Origin of the sequence: Pseudomonas sp. LSJ-87, assembly GCF_032971465.1 — a bacterium.
Taxonomy (GTDB): domain Bacteria; phylum Pseudomonadota; class Gammaproteobacteria; order Pseudomonadales; family Pseudomonadaceae; genus Aquipseudomonas; species Aquipseudomonas putida_Z.
Genome location: NZ_JAWJYQ010000001.1, coordinates 300,870 through 317,677, shown reverse-complemented (window position 1 = coordinate 317,677; position 16,808 = coordinate 300,870). Strand labels below are relative to the sequence as shown.

Annotated in this window: 17 protein-coding genes; 12 read left to right on the top strand and 5 right to left on the bottom strand. The window is 63.4% G+C overall.

What is annotated here, in order from left to right:
- Positions 1 to 110 precede the first annotated feature (110 nt).
- Together RYH74_RS01330 and RYH74_RS01325 are read left to right on the top strand one after the other, a co-directional pair.
- The gene (locus RYH74_RS01330) at positions 111 to 743 is read left to right on the top strand and encodes a 2OG-Fe(II) oxygenase (protein ID WP_317408939.1); all 633 of its coding nucleotides are present in this window, start codon (positions 111 to 113) and stop codon (positions 741 to 743) included.
- Positions 730 to 1,233, top strand: a complete 504-nt coding sequence (locus RYH74_RS01325; protein WP_286100731.1) for a DUF523 domain-containing protein — start codon at positions 730 to 732, stop codon at positions 1,231 to 1,233. Before RYH74_RS01330 ends, RYH74_RS01325 begins: the two co-directional genes overlap by 14 nt.
- A 122-nt stretch (positions 1,234 to 1,355) precedes the next feature.
- Here the strand turns inward: RYH74_RS01325 and RYH74_RS01320 are convergent, their stop codons facing one another.
- The gene (locus RYH74_RS01320) at positions 1,356 to 1,844 is read right to left on the bottom strand and encodes a substrate-binding periplasmic protein (RefSeq protein WP_085614574.1); all 489 of its coding nucleotides are present in this window, start codon (positions 1,842 to 1,844) and stop codon (positions 1,356 to 1,358) included.
- Positions 1,845 to 2,067: 223 nt separating this feature from the next.
- Between RYH74_RS01320 and RYH74_RS01315 the strand changes: the two genes are divergently transcribed.
- On the top strand, positions 2,068 to 2,544 hold the full coding sequence (locus RYH74_RS01315; RefSeq protein ID WP_025341008.1) for a DUF4399 domain-containing protein: 477 nt from the start codon (positions 2,068 to 2,070) through the stop codon (positions 2,542 to 2,544).
- A gap of 166 nt (positions 2,545 to 2,710) precedes the next feature.
- On the opposite strand, the gene serA is transcribed toward RYH74_RS01315, so the two are convergent.
- Positions 2,711 to 3,940 carry a phosphoglycerate dehydrogenase gene (gene serA, locus RYH74_RS01310; protein ID WP_003258542.1) on the bottom strand — a complete coding sequence of 410 codons (1,230 nt, stop codon included), beginning with the start codon at positions 3,938 to 3,940 and terminating at the stop codon, positions 2,711 to 2,713.
- 170 nt (positions 3,941 to 4,110) lie between these two features.
- Here serA and RYH74_RS01305 point away from each other — a divergent pair, with 170 nt between their 5' ends.
- From RYH74_RS01305 to RYH74_RS01290, 4 genes are all read left to right on the top strand, one after another.
- The gene (locus tag RYH74_RS01305; protein ID WP_286100730.1) at positions 4,111 to 5,508 is read left to right on the top strand and encodes an FAD-binding oxidoreductase; all 1,398 of its coding nucleotides are present in this window, start codon (positions 4,111 to 4,113) and stop codon (positions 5,506 to 5,508) included.
- Positions 5,509 to 5,533: 25 nt separating this feature from the next.
- Positions 5,534 to 6,199: a fumarylacetoacetate hydrolase family protein gene (locus tag RYH74_RS01300; RefSeq protein WP_317408857.1), complete on the top strand. Its 666-nt coding sequence runs from the start codon at positions 5,534 to 5,536 to the stop codon at positions 6,197 to 6,199.
- Between the two features lie 182 nt (positions 6,200 to 6,381).
- Positions 6,382 to 7,302 carry an SdiA-regulated domain-containing protein gene (locus RYH74_RS01295; protein WP_317408856.1) on the top strand — a complete coding sequence of 307 codons (921 nt, stop codon included), beginning with the start codon at positions 6,382 to 6,384 and terminating at the stop codon, positions 7,300 to 7,302.
- Positions 7,303 to 7,392: 90 nt separating this feature from the next.
- The gene (locus tag RYH74_RS01290; RefSeq protein WP_075046682.1) at positions 7,393 to 8,295 is read left to right on the top strand and encodes an SdiA-regulated domain-containing protein; all 903 of its coding nucleotides are present in this window, start codon (positions 7,393 to 7,395) and stop codon (positions 8,293 to 8,295) included.
- Between the two features lie 104 nt (positions 8,296 to 8,399).
- Here the strand turns inward: RYH74_RS01290 and rpiA are convergent, their stop codons facing one another.
- The gene (gene rpiA / locus RYH74_RS01285; protein WP_170033521.1) at positions 8,400 to 9,074 is read right to left on the bottom strand and encodes a ribose-5-phosphate isomerase RpiA; all 675 of its coding nucleotides are present in this window, start codon (positions 9,072 to 9,074) and stop codon (positions 8,400 to 8,402) included.
- 134 nt (positions 9,075 to 9,208) lie between these two features.
- On the opposite strand from rpiA, the gene ilvA reads away from it, so the two are divergent.
- Positions 9,209 to 10,723, top strand: a complete 1,515-nt coding sequence (gene ilvA / locus RYH74_RS01280; protein ID WP_013974671.1) for a threonine ammonia-lyase, biosynthetic — start codon at positions 9,209 to 9,211, stop codon at positions 10,721 to 10,723.
- Between the two features lie 148 nt (positions 10,724 to 10,871).
- Positions 10,872 to 11,297, top strand: a complete 426-nt coding sequence (locus tag RYH74_RS01275; protein ID WP_015272187.1) for a DUF2269 domain-containing protein — start codon at positions 10,872 to 10,874, stop codon at positions 11,295 to 11,297.
- A 129-nt stretch (positions 11,298 to 11,426) separates the two neighbouring features.
- On the opposite strand, the gene RYH74_RS01270 is transcribed toward RYH74_RS01275, so the two are convergent.
- Complete coding sequence (locus tag RYH74_RS01270) at positions 11,427 to 12,083, bottom strand: HAD family hydrolase (RefSeq protein WP_075046680.1); 657 nt, start codon at positions 12,081 to 12,083, stop codon at positions 11,427 to 11,429.
- A gap of 141 nt (positions 12,084 to 12,224) precedes the next feature.
- On the opposite strand from RYH74_RS01270, the gene RYH74_RS01265 reads away from it, so the two are divergent.
- Together RYH74_RS01265 and ptsP are read left to right on the top strand one after the other, a co-directional pair.
- A complete protein-coding gene (locus RYH74_RS01265; RefSeq protein WP_003249017.1) occupies positions 12,225 to 12,704 on the top strand; it encodes an RNA pyrophosphohydrolase in 480 nt (159 codons plus the stop codon).
- A gap of 22 nt (positions 12,705 to 12,726) precedes the next feature.
- Positions 12,727 to 15,006, top strand: a complete 2,280-nt coding sequence (gene ptsP, locus RYH74_RS01260) for a phosphoenolpyruvate--protein phosphotransferase (protein ID WP_317408855.1) — start codon at positions 12,727 to 12,729, stop codon at positions 15,004 to 15,006.
- A 134-nt stretch (positions 15,007 to 15,140) separates the two neighbouring features.
- Here ptsP and RYH74_RS01255 read toward each other — a convergent pair whose 3' ends face one another.
- Positions 15,141 to 15,887, bottom strand: a complete 747-nt coding sequence (locus tag RYH74_RS01255) for an NRDE family protein (RefSeq protein ID WP_075046679.1) — start codon at positions 15,885 to 15,887, stop codon at positions 15,141 to 15,143.
- A 129-nt stretch (positions 15,888 to 16,016) separates the two neighbouring features.
- Between RYH74_RS01255 and RYH74_RS01250 the strand changes: the two genes are divergently transcribed.
- Positions 16,017 to 16,799 (top strand): sulfite exporter TauE/SafE family protein, encoded by a 783-nt coding sequence (locus RYH74_RS01250; RefSeq protein WP_024087873.1) that lies wholly within the window; start codon positions 16,017 to 16,019, stop codon positions 16,797 to 16,799.
- Positions 16,800 to 16,808 lie beyond the last annotated feature (9 nt).

Sequence of the window (16,808 nt, the reverse complement as noted above, 5' to 3'; positions counted from 1 at the left end):
GGACTCCTGTCGGCAGGTGGCTATTGTCCGTGGCCGGGCGCCGGTTTGTCGAGATATCCGCGTGCTTCTCGGCCAAGTGGCGCTGTGCGCCGGCATGGCTAATGGATATGATGCGCGCCATGCACATCTCCCCTGAACACCCGATGCTTGCGGCCGTCGTCGACGATCTGGTCACCCATGGCTGGTCCCAGCAGGCGCTTTTTCTGCCTGCCGACCTGGTGCGCGCGCTCGCGGCCGAGTGCCGGCGCCGTGATGCCGAAGGCGAACTCAACCCTGCAGGGGTTGGGCGCGGTGCTGCCCAGGAGGTGCGCGAGGCCATTCGCGGCGACCAGATCCAATGGATCGACCCTGGCCAGGCCGAGGCCTGCGACCAGTACCTGAGCGCCATGGACCAGCTGCGCCAGGCCATCAACCAGGGCTTGTACCTCGGCCTGGAAGACTTCGAGTGCCATTTTGCCTTGTACCCGCCAGGGGCGTTCTATCGCCGCCACCTGGACCGCTTCCGCGATGATGACCGGCGCATGGTGTCGGCAGTCCTGTACCTGAATGAAGGCTGGCAGCCGCAGGACGGTGGCCAGTTGCGCATGTTCCTGGCGGACGGTGTCGAGCATGATGTCGAGCCGGTGGCGGGCTGCCTGGTGGTGTTCCTGTCGGGCGAGGTGCCCCATGAGGTGCTGCCGGCAGGGCGTGAGCGGCTTTCGTTGACCGGCTGGTTCCGGCGCCGTGGCAATGACCCGTTCTGACCTGCCCAAGGTGCTGGTCAGCGCCTGCCTGCTGGGGCAACCGGTGCGCTATGACGGCCGCGCCAGTGGCCACCCCGACCTGTTGCAGCGCTGGCAGGCCGAAGGGCGCGTGGTGCCGTTGTGCCCGGAAGTGGCGGGTGGCTTGCCGACCCCACGGCCGCCTGCAGAGATACCGGGCGGGCAGGGCGGGGAGGTGCTCGACGGTGGCGCGCAGGTGCTGACGGTGACGGGCGAGGATGTCAGCGCCGAGTTCCTGGCCGGGGCGCAGCGGGCGCTGGAGCTGGTGCACCGGTATGGCATTCGTGTGGCCGTGCTGAAGGCTGGAAGCCCTTCGTGTGGCAACCGGTTGACCTATGACGGCACGTTCAGTGGTGTGAAGGTGGCCGGGGAAGGGGTGACCACGGCATTGCTGCGGCGGGCGGGGGTAATGGTGTTCAGCGAGCTGGAGCTGGACGAGGCACAGCAGGCTCTGGCCGGGCTTTCAGCTTAAGCCTGTACCGGCCCTTTCGCGGGTGAACCCGCTCCCACAGGGACATCACAAGCCTTGAGGGCTGTGGAGAACTTGTGGGAGCGGGTTCACCCGCGAAGAGGCCGGTACAGGCAGCAAAAATCCTATTGCCCGGCCGCAGTCTCAGGCACACCCTTGAACCACTTCTGCTCAAGCTCGGCAGTCCGCCCGCTGTCCTTGAGCCGCTGCAGTGCATTGTTAACCGCGCTCTCGAACGCCGGGTTGTCCTTCTGGAACGGGATCACCAGCTGCTTCTCGCCAAACGGCAGGCTCACATCGAGCTGGCCGTCACCTTTGGGCGATTCGCTCGACGGGGTCAGTGCGATGTCGTACTTGCCACTCTCGACACCGGGCAGTACCTCTGCCGCAGGGGCTTCGATGAACTCGGCGCGCAGGTCCAGTTCCTTGGCCAGGTCCTGGCCAAACTCGATCTCGAAACCGGTCAGGTGGTCATTTTCCTTGAATGCGTACGGCGAGTTGTCGGCCTGTACGGCAATGCGCAGTTCGCCCCGGTCGGCAATTTCGTCTATCAGCTCGGCCTGAGCCAATGGCGTGATCAGTACCGCCAGCATTACTCCGATGATCGAACGCATTAAAGCCCCTTTCTCTTTGGCAGATGAATAACCTTCGCCACGGCTTTCTTCCTCGCCGTGGTCGAGCGCAGCCTATGACCTTGAAGCCTCGGCATTGTTTAACCCTGATTGAAATATTTCTGCCTGACGATGTGAACATCTGGGCAAACATATCAACTAAGGTGAACCACCGCCGCCACTGGAATACTGGCGGCGGTCAATAAGTGAATCACAGGAGAAGTGAATGAACAGCCTATTTTCGCGTGCTGCCGTTGCTGGTCTGTTGATGGGAGCGTCAATGTTCGCCAGTGCCGCAGATGCCCTGAAGAGCCAGGAGCCGCCCAAGGATGCCAAGGTCTTCATCGTTTCCCCCGCCGATGGCGCCACGGTCGACAAGACCTTCACCGTCAAGTTCGGCATCGAGGGCATGGCGCTCAAGCCTGCGGGCGACAGCACCCCGCACACCGGGCACCACCACCTGCTGGTGGATGTGGATAAAGAGCCGGTGGCCGACATGGCGCTGCCATCCAGCCTGATGCCACAGGCCGGCACCGCGCTGCCGGATGGCCCGCAAGTGCTGCACTTCGGCAAGGCGCAGACCGAGACCAGCATTACGCTGACCCCGGGCAAGCACACCCTGCAGCTGGTGCTGGGTGACCAGTATCACGTGCCGTTCAAGCCGAGCGTCGTGTCGCAGAAGATTACTGTCGACGTGAAATAGGTGTCGGGCTCTTCGCGGGCTCGCCCGCTCCCACATGATCACCACCGGCTTCAAGGCTGGTGTGGACCCTGTGGGAGCGGGCAAGCCCGCGAAGCAGGCGACACCAATGTCACAGGCAAAAAAAGGGAGGCCACCAGGGCCTCCCTTTTTCATGCCGCCAGCGAACTTAGAACAGGACGCGGGAACGGATGGTGCCCTTGACCTGTTGCAGCTTCTCTTGCGCCAGGTCGGAGTACTCGGCGTCAACGTCGATCACCACGTAACCGACTTTCTCGTTGGTCTGCAGGAACTGACCGGAGATGTTGATGCCGTTCTCGGCGAAGACCTTGTTGATCTCGCTGAGCACACCCGGGATGTTTTCGTGGATGTGCAGCAGGCGGTGCTTGCCTGGGTGCGCCGGCAGGGCCACTTCCGGGAAGTTGACCGAGGATACCGAGGTACCGTTGTCGCTGTACTTGACCAGCTTCTCGGCCACTTCCAGGCCGATGTTGGCTTGGGCTTCAGCGGTGGAGCCACCGATGTGCGGGGTCAGGATCACGTTGTCCAGGCCACGCAGCGGGCTTTCGAACTGCTCGTCGTTGGAGCGCGGCTCCACCGGGAACACGTCGATGGCGGCGCCGATCAGGTGCTGGTCCTTGATGGCGGCGGCCAGGTGGTCCAGCTCGACCACGGTGCCGCGAGCAGCGTTGATCAGGATCGCGCCCTTCTTCATCGCGCGGATTTCCTTCTCGCCGATCATCCACTGGGTGGATGGCAGCTCAGGCACGTGCAGCGAAACGATGTCGGCCAGGCCCAGCAGCTCATGCAGGCTGGTGACCTGCACGGCGTTGCCCAGTGGCAGCTTGGTCAGCGGGTCGTAGAAATACACCTGCATGCCCATGTTCTCGGCCAGGACCGACAGCTGGGTGCCGATCGAGCCGTAACCGACGATACCCAGCTTCTTGCCGCGGATTTCGAAGGAGTTGGCCGCGCTCTTGATCCAGCCGCCACGGTGGCAGGAAGCGTTCTTCTCGGGGATGCCGCGCAGCAGCAGGATGGCTTCGGCCAGTACCAGTTCGGCTACCGAACGGGTGTTGGAGTATGGCGCGTTGAACACGGCGATACCGCGCTCGCGGGCAGCTTCCAGGTCGACCTGGTTGGTGCCGATGCAGAAGCAGCCAACGGCGACCAGTTTCTTGGCGCAGTCGAAGATCTCTTCGGTCAGCTGGGTGCGCGAACGGATGCCGATGAAGTGGGCATCGGCGATCTTTTCCTTCAGCTCGGCTTCCGGCAGCGAACCAGTGAGGTATTCGATGTTGGTGTAGCCGGCGGCCTTGAGGGTATCGACCGCGTTCTGGTGCACACCTTCAAGAAGAAGGAACCGGATCTTGCTCTTGTCGAGAGAAGTCTTGCTCATCTGCGTAAACCTGTATCCCGGAGAAAAAATGGCGAGGGTGATGCCAGGCGCAAAGGCAGCCTTAGCATGAACAGCGGGAGGGCTATGCTAGCATACGCGACACAATCTGAGCTTATCCCGACAGGTGAAGAGTGCTCAGGGTGACTATGAATAAGTCGAGAGTTCCAGCGATGACCCACCCCGCTGCTATTGATGAACTGATGACCCTTGTCGACCCTGGCAAGGTCCTGACCGACGCAGCTTCCCTGGAAGCCTATGGCAAGGACTGGACCAAGCATTACCCACCGGCGCCCAGCGCCATCGTCTTCCCCAAGACGGTGGAGCAGGTGCAGGCGATCGTGCGCTGGGCCAATACGCACAAGGTGGCGCTGGTGCCGTCGGGCGGGCGTACCGGGCTTTCCGCAGGCGCCGTGGCGGCCAATGGCGAAGTGGTGGTCGCCTTCGACTACATGAACCAGATTCTCGGCTTCAATGCCTTCGACCGCACCGTGGTCTGCCAGCCTGGGGTGATTACCCGCCAGCTGCAGGCCTACGCCGAAGAACAGGGCCTGTATTACCCGGTGGACTTCGCCTCCAGCGGCTCCAGCCAGATTGGCGGCAATATCGGCACCAATGCCGGCGGAATCAAGGTGATTCGCTACGGCATGACCCGCAACTGGGTGGCCGGGCTGAAAGTGGTCACCGGCAAGGGTGAGCTGCTGGAGCTGAACAAGGACCTGATCAAGAACGCCACCGGCTACGACCTGCGCCAGCTGTTCATCGGTGCCGAAGGTACCCTGGGCTTCGTGGTCGAGGCCACCATGCGTCTGGACCGTGCGCCGCGCAACCTCACCGCGATGGTGCTGGGGACCCCGGATTTCGACTCGATCATGCCGGTGCTGCATGCCTTCCAGGGCAAGCTGGACCTGACCGCCTTCGAGTTCTTTTCCGACAAGGGCCTGGCCAGGATCCTGGCGCGTGGCGATGTGCCGGCGCCGTTCGAGACCGACTGCCCGTTCTATGCGCTGCTGGAATTCGAGGCCAGCACCGAGGAGGTGGCCAACGAAGCCCTGGCCACCTTCGAGCACTGCGTCGAGCAAGGCTGGGTGCTGGACGGGGTGATGAGCCAGAGCGAGACCCAGCTGAAAAACCTGTGGAAACTGCGCGAGTACCTGTCGGAAACCATCTCGCACTGGACCCCGTACAAGAACGACATTTCCGTCACTGTGTCGAAAGTGCCAGCGTTCCTGCGCGATATCGACGCCATCGTGGCCGAACATTACCCGGATTACGAAGTGGTGTGGTACGGCCACATCGGCGACGGCAACCTGCACCTGAACATCCTCAAGCCCGAGCACATGAGCAAGGATGACTTCTTCGCTTCGTGCACCAAGGTCAACAAGTGGGTGTTCGATATCGTCAAGCGCTACAACGGCTCGATCTCGGCCGAGCACGGCGTGGGCATGACCAAGCGAGACTACCTGGGCTACAGCCGCTCGCCCGAAGAAATCGCCTGCATGAAGGCAATAAAGGCCGTGTTCGACCCTAACGGCATCATGAATCCGGGTAAGATCTTCGCACCTGAATAGAAAGCAGTATCCAGAGGAGTCGGCCATGAGTTACCAGCACCAGTACGTAGACGGCACACGCATTCACTTCCCGCTGGGCAAGGTGGTGTGCATCGGCCGTAACTATGCCGAGCATGCCAAGGAGCTGGACAACCCGATCCCCACCGAACCGCTGCTGTTCATCAAGCCGGGCAGCTGCGTGGTGCCGGCCGAGGGCGGCTTCAAGATTCCGGTCGAGCGTGGCTCGGTGCACTATGAGGCGGAAATTGCCGTGCTGCTGGGCAAGCCGTTGTCGACTCATCCGAGCGAGGAAGAGGTGCTGGACGCCATTTCCGGTTACGCCCCGGCGCTGGACCTTACCCTGCGCGATGTGCAGGCCAAGCTGAAAGAGAAGGGCCTGCCATGGGAGTTGGCCAAGTGCTTCGACGGCGCCTGCGTACTGCCGCCGTTCGTGTCGGCCGCCAGCTTCGAAGACGTGGCCGACATCCCGGTGCGCCTGACCGTCAACGGCGAAGTTCGCCAGGACGGTAACAGCGCGATGATGCTCAACCCGATCGTGCCGATGATTCAGTACATGGCGGCACATTTTTCGCTGCAGGCGGGGGATGTGATCCTCACCGGCACCCCGGCGGGTGTGGGGCCGTTCAATGTCGGTGACGAACTGGTGCTGGAGCTGCCGGGTGTAAGCCGCTTCGAAAGCCGGGTGCTCTGACTCGAAACCGCGTCGCCTTCTTCGCGGGCACGCCCGCTCCCACAGGAGTATCACAAGCTTCAAACCTGTGGAGAACCCTGTGGGAGCGGGCATGCCCGCGAAGAGGCCGGTCCTGTTTACCGATTTTTCACACCTGATCCGGATAATGCGCGAATCTACGCCCATTTCCCCAGGACCCCCGCATGCCATCTCCCTCCAGCGCCCCGGCAACCCCCAAGCGTCGTTTCTTCCTGCGCTGGCCCTTCGGCCTGGCCGCGGCGGCGGTAATCGGCTATGGCGTGGCCGTGGCCATGCACTGGGATGACCGCGGCGCGCTGTGGGTCAAGGAAGGCTTCGAAAGCACCGCCGAGCGCAGCGAAAGCGTATGGCTGCCGGACTACCAGGTCGACATCGATGCCAAGCCGCTGCCGGGCATGGACGACGATGAAGCTTCGGATGTGGCCTTCAACCCGCGTACCCGCACCCTGTTCGCAGTCATGGGCAAGAACCCGATCCTGGTCGAACTGAGCCTGGATGGCGATGTACTGCGCAAGATCCCCCTCAACGGCTGGAACAACCCGGAAGGCGTCGCCGTGTTGGAAGACGGCTTCCTGGCAATCACCGATGAGCGCCTGCACGACCTGACCGTGGTCAAGGTGGATGCGCAGACCACCTCGTTGAACCATGATGATTTCCAGAGCCACGACCTGGGCCAGTCGGTGAAGAGCAACAAGGGCTTCGAGGCGGTGGCCTGGGACCCGCTGCGCCAGCGCCTGGTCATCGGCGAGGAGCGCCCGCCAAGGCTGTACACCTGGAGCACCGATGGCCGCAGCCCGCTCACGGGCGAAAAGCAGCCGTTGCCCAACGATGAACTGGACCTGCGCAACCTCTCGGCGCTGGGCGTCGACCCGCGTACCGGCCATCTGCTGGCGCTGTCGGCCGATTCCAACATGCTGCTGGAGCTGGACGAGCAGGGTCAGCAGGTCAGCTTCATGACCTTGCTCGGCGGTTTCAACGGCCTGCAGGACACCATTCCGCGTGCCGAAGGGGTGGCCATGGACGACAAGGGCAACCTGTACATGGTCAGCGAGCCGGCCCTGTTCTATCGCTTCAGAAAGAACTGAACCCAATATCCGACTTTTCGGATGCTGGCATTAAGCTTTAATTCAGAGGTTCATGGTTAGATTCGCCACCCCTATGTCGAGTCTGCCCTCATGCGCCGTTCTGTTCGCCTGTTCCTTGTTTTGGCCGCCATCGGCCTGCTCCTGCTCGGCTTGGCCGGGCAGGAGTTCCGCCTGTTCGAGCGTGGCTGGTTCAACCTCAAGGCCTGGTGGCAGCCCGCCGAGCAGAGCATCGGCCTGGACCGCTACCGGGTGGTGGTGGAGGCGCAGCCGGTCGAAGGGCTGGATGACGACATATCGGCGCTAACCTACGACCCCGACCGCAAGACCCTGTTTACCGTCACCAATGCCCGCTCGGAGCTGATCGAGCTGTCGCTGGACGGCCGCATCCTGCGCCGGGTGCCGCTGACCGGCTTCGGCGACCCGGAAGCCGTGGAGTACGTCGGGCCCAACAGCTATGTGATCACCGACGAGCGTCAGCAGCGGCTGATTCGCGTGCGCCTGGAGGACGACACGATGTTCCTCGATGCCGGCGATGCCGAGCAGCTGACCCTGGGCATTGGCCTGAACGGCAACAAGGGTTTCGAGGGGCTGGCTTACGATTCGGCGGGCAAGCGCCTGTTCGTGGCCAAGGAGCGTGACCCGATGCTGATCTACGAGGTGCATGGCTTCCCGCACGACAACCCTGAGCAGCCCTATGCGGTGCATGTGGTGCAGGACCGCAAGCGCGATTCGCGGCTGTTCGTGCGGGACCTGTCGAGCTTGCAGTTCGATGAGCGCAGCGGGCACCTGCTGGCGCTGTCGGACGAGTCGCGGCTGGTGCTGGAGCTGGATGTGGAGGGCCGGCCGCTGAGTACCTTGTCGTTGCGCAAGGGGTTCCAGGGGTTGCAGGCGACGGTGCCACAGGCGGAGGGGATTGCGATGGATGAGGCAGGGACCATCTATCTGGTCAGTGAGCCGAACTTGTTCTATGTGTTCAAACAGCCAGCGGAGTGAGTGCCTGTGAGGGCCTATTCGCGGGCATGCCCGCTCCCACAGGTACGCCACAGGTTTCGGACCCTGTGCAGTACCTGTGGGAGCGGGCGCGCCCGCGAAGAAGGTTACTCGGCCTTGAGGCTCTTCACGCCCTCAGACGTACCCAGCAGCAGCAAATCCGCCGGACGCGCCGCGAACAGGCCGTTGGTCACCACACCAACAATGGCGTTGATCTGCGCCTCCAGCTCCACCGGGTTGGTGATCTGCAAGTTGTGCACATCGAGGATCACGTTGCCGTTGTCGGTAATCACGCCCTCACGGTACACCGGGTCACCACCCAGCTTGACCAGCTGGCGCGCCACGTGGCTGCGGGCCATCGGGATCACTTCGACCGGCAGCGGGAAGGCGCCCAGCACCGGTACCAGCTTGCTGGCGTCGGCGATGCAGATGAAGGTCTTGGCCACGGCGGCGACGATCTTCTCGCGGGTCAGGGCTGCGCCGCCGCCCTTGATCAGGTTCAGGTGCGCGTCGCTCTCGTCGGCGCCGTCCACGTAGAACTCCAGTTCGCTGACGCTGTTCAGCTCGTAGACCGGGATGCCATGGCCCTTCAGACGCTGGGCAGTGGCTTCGGAGCTGGCGACCGCGCCGTCGAAGGCGGTCTTGTGCTGAGCCAGGGCGTCGATGAAGAAGTTGGCGGTCGAACCGGTGCCGACGCCGACGACGCTCTTTTCATCCAGCTTGGGCAGAATGAAGTCGACAGCGGCCTGGGCGACGGCCTGTTTGAGTTGGTCCTGGGTCATGCGGGCTCCGAGAGGGGCAGGGCGGTTTTGAAAAGAGCCTAGTATAACGGCTCGGGCGGCTTTGCTGTGGTCGCCCGACGTAGCGCTGGGGTAGACTCCCAGCCCTTGTCCCGCGGCCCAGTGATGCATTCCCGATGCTCGAACAGTACGTCAAGAAGATCCTCACCTCGCGCGTTTACGACGTTGCGGTCGAAACCCCGCTGCAGAGCGCCGGGCAGCTGAGCAAGCGCCTGGGCAACCAGATTCTGCTCAAGCGCGAAGACCTGCAGCCGGTGTTCTCGTTCAAGATCCGCGGGGCCTACAACAAGCTGGCCCAACTGACCCCGGAAGAACTGGCCCGTGGCGTGGTCACCGCCTCGGCCGGCAACCACGCCCAGGGCCTGGCCCTGGCTGCGCGCGAGATGGGCATCAAGGCCACTATCGTGATGCCCAAGACCACCCCGGAAATCAAGGTTGAAGGCGTGCGTTCGCGGGGCGGCAAGGTGGTGCTGCATGGCGACTCGTTCCCCGAGGCGCTGGCCTATTCGCTGAAACTGGTCGATGAAAAGGGCTTCGTCTACGTGCACCCCTACGACGATCCGCACACCATCGCCGGGCAGGGCACCGTGGCCATGGAGATCCTGCGCCAGCACCCAGGCCAGCTGGACGCGATCTTCGTGCCGGTGGGTGGCGGCGGCCTGATCGCCGGCATTGCTGCCTACGTGAAGTACCTGCGCCCGGAAATCAAGGTGATTGGCGTCGAGCCGGACGACTCCAATTGCCTGCAGGCGGCCATGGCGGCGGGCGAGCGCGTGGTGCTGCCGCAGGTCGGGCTGTTCGCCGACGGCGTGGCGGTGGCTCAGATCGGCCAGCACACCTTCGATATCTGCCGCCATCATGTGGATGAAGTGGTCACCGTCAGTACCGACGAGATCTGCGCGGCTATCAAGGATATCTACGATGATACCCGCTCGATCACCGAACCTGCCGGTGCCCTGGGCGTGGCGGGCATCAAGAAGTACGTCGAGTTGTACGGCGTGACCGGGCAGACCCTGGTGGCCATCGACTCCGGTGCCAACGTCAACTTCGACCGCCTGCGCCATGTGGCCGAGCGTGCCGAGCTGGGTGAAAAGCGCGAAGCGATCATCGCCGTGACCATCCCCGAACGCCCGGGCAGCTTCAAGGCCTTCTGCGAGGCTATCGGCAAGCGCCAGATCACCGAGTTCAACTACCGCAAGCACACCTCCGACGAGGCGCATATCTTCGTCGGCGTGCAGACCCACCCGGAAAACGACCCGCGTGCGGCGCTGGTACAGCAACTGACCGAGCAGGGCTTCCCGGTTACCGACCTGACCGACAACGAGCTGGCCAAGCTGCATATTCGCCACATGGTCGGTGGCCATTCGGCCGGTGCCAGTGACGAGATGGTGCTGCGCTTCGAGTTCCCCGAGCGACCGGGGGCGCTGTTCAACTTCCTCAACAAGCTGGGCGGGCGCTGGAACATCTCGATGTTCCATTACCGCAACCATGGTGCCGCTGACGGGCGCGTGGTGGCGGGGTTGCAGGTGCCGGAGGACGAGCGCCACCTGGTGCCAGCGGCGCTGGCGAAGATCGGCTACCCGTACTGGGACGAGACTGACAACCCGGCTTACAAGCTGTTCCTGGGCTGAGCGGCTAAGCTGGGGCTGATGGCCCTTTCGCGGGCTTGCCCGCTCCCACAGGTACTGCGCAGGCTTCAGGGCCTGTGATATCCCTGTGGGAGCGGGCAAGCCCGCGAAGAAGCCTGCACAAAATGGCCTGCTTAAGGACAACCGAGACATGGAACACCTGACCACCCTCAAGACCCTGCACATCATCGCCACCGCGCTCCTACTGCTGGGTGCTCTGGGCCTGGCGCTCTGGACCGTGCGCGCCCGCCGCCAGGGCGATGCCGAGGCCTACGCCAAGCTGCTGCGTCGGCCGCTGGTGTTCGTCTGGCTGGTGATGGGCCTGTGCCTGGTGAGCATGCCGTTTACTGGCTGGTGGCTGGTGCACCTGGTGGGCTGGCCGCTGGGGCAGACCTGGGTGCTGGCGTCCAGCGTCATCTATACGCTGGGCGCGTTTGCCGTGTGGTGGCTGCTGGTGCGGTTGAACCGGCTGCGCAAGGCCGAGGTGGTGGGGTTGCGTTTTACCTTGGCACTGGCGGTGTTCAGTGGGGTTTGCTTCCTGTCCATCGCCGGGTTGATGGGGGCCAAGCCGGTCTGACAGGCTTGTGCTGTATGTGCCGGCCTCTTCGCGGGTAAACCCGCTCCTACAGGATCTGAGCAAGGCTTGAGGGCTGTGCAGTACCTGTGGGAGCGGGTTTACCCGCGAAGAGGCAGGCACAGTAAAACCTCAATCCCGCAGCGAAACCACAGGCCACCCGCGCATCTCGGCCTCCGCCCGCAGCTTCGGGTCGGGGTCCACCGCCACCGCATGCGCCACTCGCTGCAACAACGGCAAATCGTTCATCGAGTCGCTATAGAAATAGCTGTCCTCGAGATCGAAGCCGTTCTCCAGCATCCAGCGCTCCAGCCGCGTCACCTTGCCTTCACGGAAACACGGTATATCGGTACTACGCCCGGTATAGCGGCCATCACGCATCTCGCATTCGGTCGCCAGCAACACGCGAACTCCCAGGCGCCGGGCAATCGGTGCGGTGACGAAGCGGTTGGTGGCGGTGATGATCACCAGCTGGTCGCCGGCCTCGCGGTGCTGCTGCAGCAAGCTCAGCGCCTTAGGCAGGATGATCGGCTCGATGCAGTCGCGCATGAAGTCGCGGTGCCATTCGTCGAGCTGGGCTACCGGTGTTGCCGCAAGGATTTCCATGGAAAAGGCCAGGTAGGCCTGCAGGTCCAGGGTGCCGTTCAGGTATTCCTGATAGAAGCCATCGTTGCGTTGCTTGTAGGTAACCGGGTCGAGGATGCCGCGCTGGCAAAGGTAGTCACCCCAGGCATGGTCGCTGTCGCCACCGAGGAGGGTATTGTCCAGGTCGAATAAAGCCAGGCGCATCGCGGTCACTCGCATAAGCCACAGGGTAGGCCCGCAGAATACGGAGTTTTCACGCTGCTGCACATAAGCTTGGCGGGCGCGTTGCTGCGCTCGCAAGCTTTGTGGAACAATGCGGTGACATGCGTTTGCGAGGTTGCTGCCGTGATCGACCCGGATGGTTTTCGCCCCAATGTCGGGATCATTCTCACGAATGATGCCGGGCAGGTGCTATGGGCTCGACGGATCAACCAGGATGCCTGGCAGTTTCCCCAGGGTGGCATCAACCCTGACGAGACGCCGGAAGATGCCCTGTACCGCGAGCTGAACGAAGAAGTTGGCCTTGAACGCGATGATGTGGAAATTCTTGCCTGCACCCGTGGCTGGTTGCGTTATCGTTTACCCCAGCGACTGGTGCGTACGCATAGCCAGCCGCTGTGCATCGGCCAGAAGCAGAAATGGTTCCTGCTGCGTCTGGTCAGCAACGAACAACGGGTGCGGATGGACCTGACCGGCAAGCCGGAATTCGACGGCTGGCGCTGGGTCAGCTATTGGTACCCGCTGGGCCAGGTTGTGACATTCAAGCGCGAGGTCTACCGACGCGCCCTGAAAGAGCTAGCACCGCGTCTGCTGACGCGCGACTGACGACGGAGTTCGACCCCGAGCCATGCTCAATACGCTGCGCAAGATCGTCCAGGAAGTAAACTCCGCCAAAGATCTCAAGTCGGCGTTGGGGATCATTGTCTTGCGTGTCAAGGAGGCCATGGGCAGCCAGGTCTGCTCGGTCTACCTGCTCGACCCGGAAACCAACCGCTTCGTGCTGATGGCCACCGAAGGCCTGAACAAGCGCTCCATCGGCAAGGTCAGCATGGCCCCCAACGAAGGCCTGGTCGGCCTGGTCGGTACCCGGGAAGAGCCGCTGAACCTGGAAAACGCTGCCGACCACCCGCGTTACCGCTACTTTGCCGAAACCGGCGAGGAAAAATTCGCCTCCTTCCTCGGTGCGCCGATCATCCACCACCGCCGCGTGGTCGGGGTATTGGTCATCCAGCAAAAGGAGCGCCGCCAGTTCGACGAGGGCGAAGAAGCCTTCCTGGTCACCATGAGCGCCCAGCTCGCAGGGGTTATCGCCCACGCCGAGGCCACCGGCTCGATCCGTGGCCTGGGCCGCCAGGGCAAAGGTATCCAGGAGGCGCGCTTCGTCGGCGTACCGGGCTCGCCTGGCGCCGCCGTGGGGCGCGCAGTGGTGATGCTGCCGCCAGCCGATCTGGAAGTGGTACCGGACAAGACCGTCGATGACATCGACGCCGAGCTGAAACTGTTCCAGAACGCCCTCGAAGGTGTGCGCGACGATATGCGCAAGCTGTCGGCCAAGCTGGCCACCCAGCTGCGCCCGGAGGAGCGTGCACTGTTCGATGTGTACCTGATGATGCTCGAAGACGCGGCTCTGGGCGGTGAGGTGACCGAAGTCATCAAGACCGGCCAGTGGGCCCAGGGCGCACTGCGCCAGGTGGTGGGCGAGCACGTCAACCGCTTCGAGCTGATGGACGATGACTACCTGCGCGAGCGCGCCTCCGACGTCAAGGACCTGGGCCGGCGCCTGCTGGCCTACCTGCAGGAAGCCCGCGCGCAGTCGCTGGTGTATGCCGACAACACCATCCTGGTCAGTGAAGAGCTGACCCCGGCGATGCTCGGCGAAGTGCCGGAAGGCAAGCTGGTCGGCCTGGTCTCGGTACTGGGCTCGGGCAACTCCCACGTCGCCATCCTGGCTCGAGCCATGGGCATCCCCACGGTGATGGGCCTGGTCGACTTGCCTTATTCCAAGGTCGACGGCATCGAGATGATCGTCGACGGCTACAAGGGCGAGGTGTTCACCAACCCCAGCGAAGTGCTGCGCAAGCAGTACAGCGACGTGGTCGAGGAGGAGCGCCAGCTGGCCCAGGGCCTGGATGCCCTGCGCGAACTGCCGTGCGTTACCCCGGACGGCCACCGCATGCCGCTGTGGGTCAACACCGGCCTGCTCGCCGACGTGGCCCGTGCCCAGCAGCGTGGCGCCGAAGGGGTGGGGCTGTACCGCACCGAAGTGCCGTTCATGATCAACCAGCGCTTCCCCAGCGAGAAAGAGCAGCTGGCCATCTACCGCGAGCAGCTGGCGGCCTTCCACCCGCTGCCGGTGACCATGCGTACCCTCGACATCGGTGGCGACAAGTCGCTGTCGTACTTCCCGATCAAGGAAGAAAACCCGTTCCTCGGCTGGCGCGGCATTCGCGTCACCCTCGACCACCCGGAAATCTTCCTGGTGCAGACCCGCGCCATGCTCAAGGCCAGCGAGGGGCTGAACAACCTGCGTATCCTGCTGCCGATGATTTCCGGCATCCACGAGCTGGAAGAGGCGCTGCACCTGATCCACCGCGCCTGGGGCGAGGTGCGTGACGAAGGCACCGATGTGCCGATGCCACCGGTTGGCGTGATGGTGGAAATTCCTGCGGCGGTGTACCAGACCAAGGAGCTGGCGCGGCAAGTGGACTTCCTGTCGGTCGGTTCCAACGACCTGACCCAGTACCTGCTGGCGGTGGACCGCAACAACCCGCGGGTCGCCGACCTGTACGACTACCTGCACCCGGCGGTGTTGCAGGCGCTGAACACGGTGGTGCGCGACGCCCATGGCGAAGGCAAGCCGGTGAGTATCTGCGGTGAGATGGCCGGTGACCCGGCAGCGGCGATCCTGTTGATGGCCATGGGCTTCGACAGCCTGTCGATGAACGCCACCAACCTGCCGAAGGTGAAGTGGATGCTGCGTCAGGTGAATATGGGCAAGGCCAAGGAGCTGCTGGTGGAGGCCTTGAGCCATGACAACCCGCAGGTTATCCACAGCTCGCTGCAACTGGCCCTGAAAAACCTTGGGTTGGCGCGGATGATCGGGCCTGGGGCCAATAAAACCCTCTGAATATGAGGTGGCCTGTTCCGGCCTCTTCGCGGGTAAACCCGCTCCCACAGGTACAGCGCAGCCTTCAGATGCGGCGCAGTACCTGTGGGAGCGGGTTTACCCGCGAAGAGGCCGGAGCAAGCAACATCAAATTATCAGACCAGCAACTCAACTTCCCCCAAATGCCCACCAAAGGGCCCGAAACTGCGTTCAACCAGTCGCCTTTTCCCCTGATCATCCACAATCAGCACCGTGCTCGCCCGCGTCCCGTAGTTCTGGCTGGCAATGAATACGCTCGACAGCAGCTTCTCGGTCGCCAACCCCACGCCCGTCTCCGGCAACTCGCCCTCCGGCGCCGGTTCGGCATCGGCCAGCAACGCCAGCAAGCGCTGTGGCTCTGGCGTCTCCAGTAGCCCTTCCAGCCCACTGCGCGCCTTCACCAGCTTCGGCCAAGGCGTATCCAGCCCGGCATTGGAAAGCCCGTAAACCCCGGCCTTCAGCAAGCGCGGCGCTGCGTCCCGGGCATGCAGATAGCCCAGCTGTCGCCCATCGCCCACCAGCAGGTTGAACCCTGAATATTGCCTGCTGCGGCTGGCCACCTGGTCCAGATAGGCCTCGACCCCCAACTCCCCCTGCAGATACGCCGCCACCAGCTCGCCCCGCGAGCGCGGCCCCAAAGCCTGCGCCGGGTCGCGAATATTGGTCAGCGCCGCGAATCGCCCCTGCGGGCCGACGCCCAGCCAGGTGCCGCCGGCCTCCAGGTCGCGCCCGGCATATACCCCGGGTGCATCCTCCCAGGCCGCCAGGGCCTGGGTGGGGCGGGCATAGAACTCATCGCGGTTGGCCGCCACGATCAGCGGCAGGGCATGCCCCGGCCGCCAGGCGAATACGATCAGGCACATCGGTCGGGCCTCTGGGTTTTTTGCCACTGTACCCACAGCGGCGGGGAGGATCCATCCTGACACACTGTTCACTAGAGCCCCGAGCCCGGCTTCCGTTACCATGCCGCATTGTTTTTTCGGGGAAGACGAATGGAATTCGTGCTCTATCTGCTGTTGGGCGCCTGCGCCGGTGTGCTGGCCGGGCTGTTCGGCGTGGGCGGCGGTATCATCATCGTGCCGGTGCTGGTGTTCAGCTTCACCTTGCAAGGTTTCGATGCCTCGGTGCTGACCCACCTGGCTGTCGGTACGTCGCTGGCAACCATCGTCTTCACCTCGATCAACGCCGTGCTCGAGCACCATCGCAAGGGCGCGGTGCAATGGCCGATCTTCGCCTGGATGACCCTCGGCATCCTCCTTGGGGCCGGTGTCGGCGCCAAGACCGCCTCGCTGATCCAGGGGCCACTGCTGCAAAAGATCATCGGTGTGTTCGCCCTGGTCATTGCCGCGCAGATGGCCCTGGACCTCAAGCCCAAGGCCAGTCGTGGCATCCCCGGCAAGCCCGCGCTGATCGGTGCAGGTGGGGTGATCGGCTGGGCTTCGGCCATTTTCGGCATCGGCGGCGGTTCGCTGACCGTGCCGTTCCTGACCTGGCGCAGCCTGCCCATGCAGCAGGCAGTGGCGACGTCTTCGGCCTGTGGCCTGCCGATTGCCTTGGCCAGTGCCCTGAGCTTCATGCTGCTGGGTTGGCACGAGGAGCACCTGCCGGCCCACAGCCTGGGTTACGTGTACCTGCCGGCGCTGCTCGGCATTGCCGTGACAAGCATGTTTTTCGCCCGCTTCGGCGCGCGCCTGGCGCACAAGCTGTCGCCACGTTTGTTGAAACGCCTGTTCGCAGCCCTGCTGTTCTGTGTCGGCCTCAGCTTTTTGATTTGAATCGAGAGG

Excerpts from the sequence above, each read along its gene's own strand:
- RYH74_RS01330 (WP_317408939.1), top strand. The coding sequence starts at position 111 with ATGCGCGCCATGCACATCTCCCCTGAACACCCGATGCTTGCGGCCGTC.
- RYH74_RS01325 (WP_286100731.1), top strand. The coding sequence starts at position 730 with ATGACCCGTTCTGACCTGCCCAAGGTGCTGGTCAGCGCCTGCCTGCTG.
- RYH74_RS01320 (WP_085614574.1), bottom strand. The coding sequence starts at position 1,844 with ATGCGTTCGATCATCGGAGTAATGCTGGCGGTACTGATCACGCCATTG.
- RYH74_RS01315 (WP_025341008.1), top strand. The coding sequence starts at position 2,068 with ATGAACAGCCTATTTTCGCGTGCTGCCGTTGCTGGTCTGTTGATGGGA.
- serA (WP_003258542.1), bottom strand. The coding sequence starts at position 3,940 with ATGAGCAAGACTTCTCTCGACAAGAGCAAGATCCGGTTCCTTCTTCTT.
- RYH74_RS01305 (WP_286100730.1), top strand. The coding sequence starts at position 4,111 with ATGACCCACCCCGCTGCTATTGATGAACTGATGACCCTTGTCGACCCT.
- RYH74_RS01300 (WP_317408857.1), top strand. The coding sequence starts at position 5,534 with ATGAGTTACCAGCACCAGTACGTAGACGGCACACGCATTCACTTCCCG.
- RYH74_RS01295 (WP_317408856.1), top strand. The coding sequence starts at position 6,382 with ATGCCATCTCCCTCCAGCGCCCCGGCAACCCCCAAGCGTCGTTTCTTC.
- RYH74_RS01290 (WP_075046682.1), top strand. The coding sequence starts at position 7,393 with ATGCGCCGTTCTGTTCGCCTGTTCCTTGTTTTGGCCGCCATCGGCCTG.
- rpiA (WP_170033521.1), bottom strand. The coding sequence starts at position 9,074 with ATGACCCAGGACCAACTCAAACAGGCCGTCGCCCAGGCCGCTGTCGAC.
- ilvA (WP_013974671.1), top strand. The coding sequence starts at position 9,209 with ATGCTCGAACAGTACGTCAAGAAGATCCTCACCTCGCGCGTTTACGAC.
- RYH74_RS01275 (WP_015272187.1), top strand. The coding sequence starts at position 10,872 with ATGGAACACCTGACCACCCTCAAGACCCTGCACATCATCGCCACCGCG.
- RYH74_RS01270 (WP_075046680.1), bottom strand. The coding sequence starts at position 12,083 with ATGCGCCTGGCTTTATTCGACCTGGACAATACCCTCCTCGGTGGCGAC.
- ptsP (WP_317408855.1), top strand. The coding sequence starts at position 12,727 with ATGCTCAATACGCTGCGCAAGATCGTCCAGGAAGTAAACTCCGCCAAA.
- RYH74_RS01255 (WP_075046679.1), bottom strand. The coding sequence starts at position 15,887 with ATGTGCCTGATCGTATTCGCCTGGCGGCCGGGGCATGCCCTGCCGCTG.
- RYH74_RS01250 (WP_024087873.1), top strand. The coding sequence starts at position 16,017 with ATGGAATTCGTGCTCTATCTGCTGTTGGGCGCCTGCGCCGGTGTGCTG.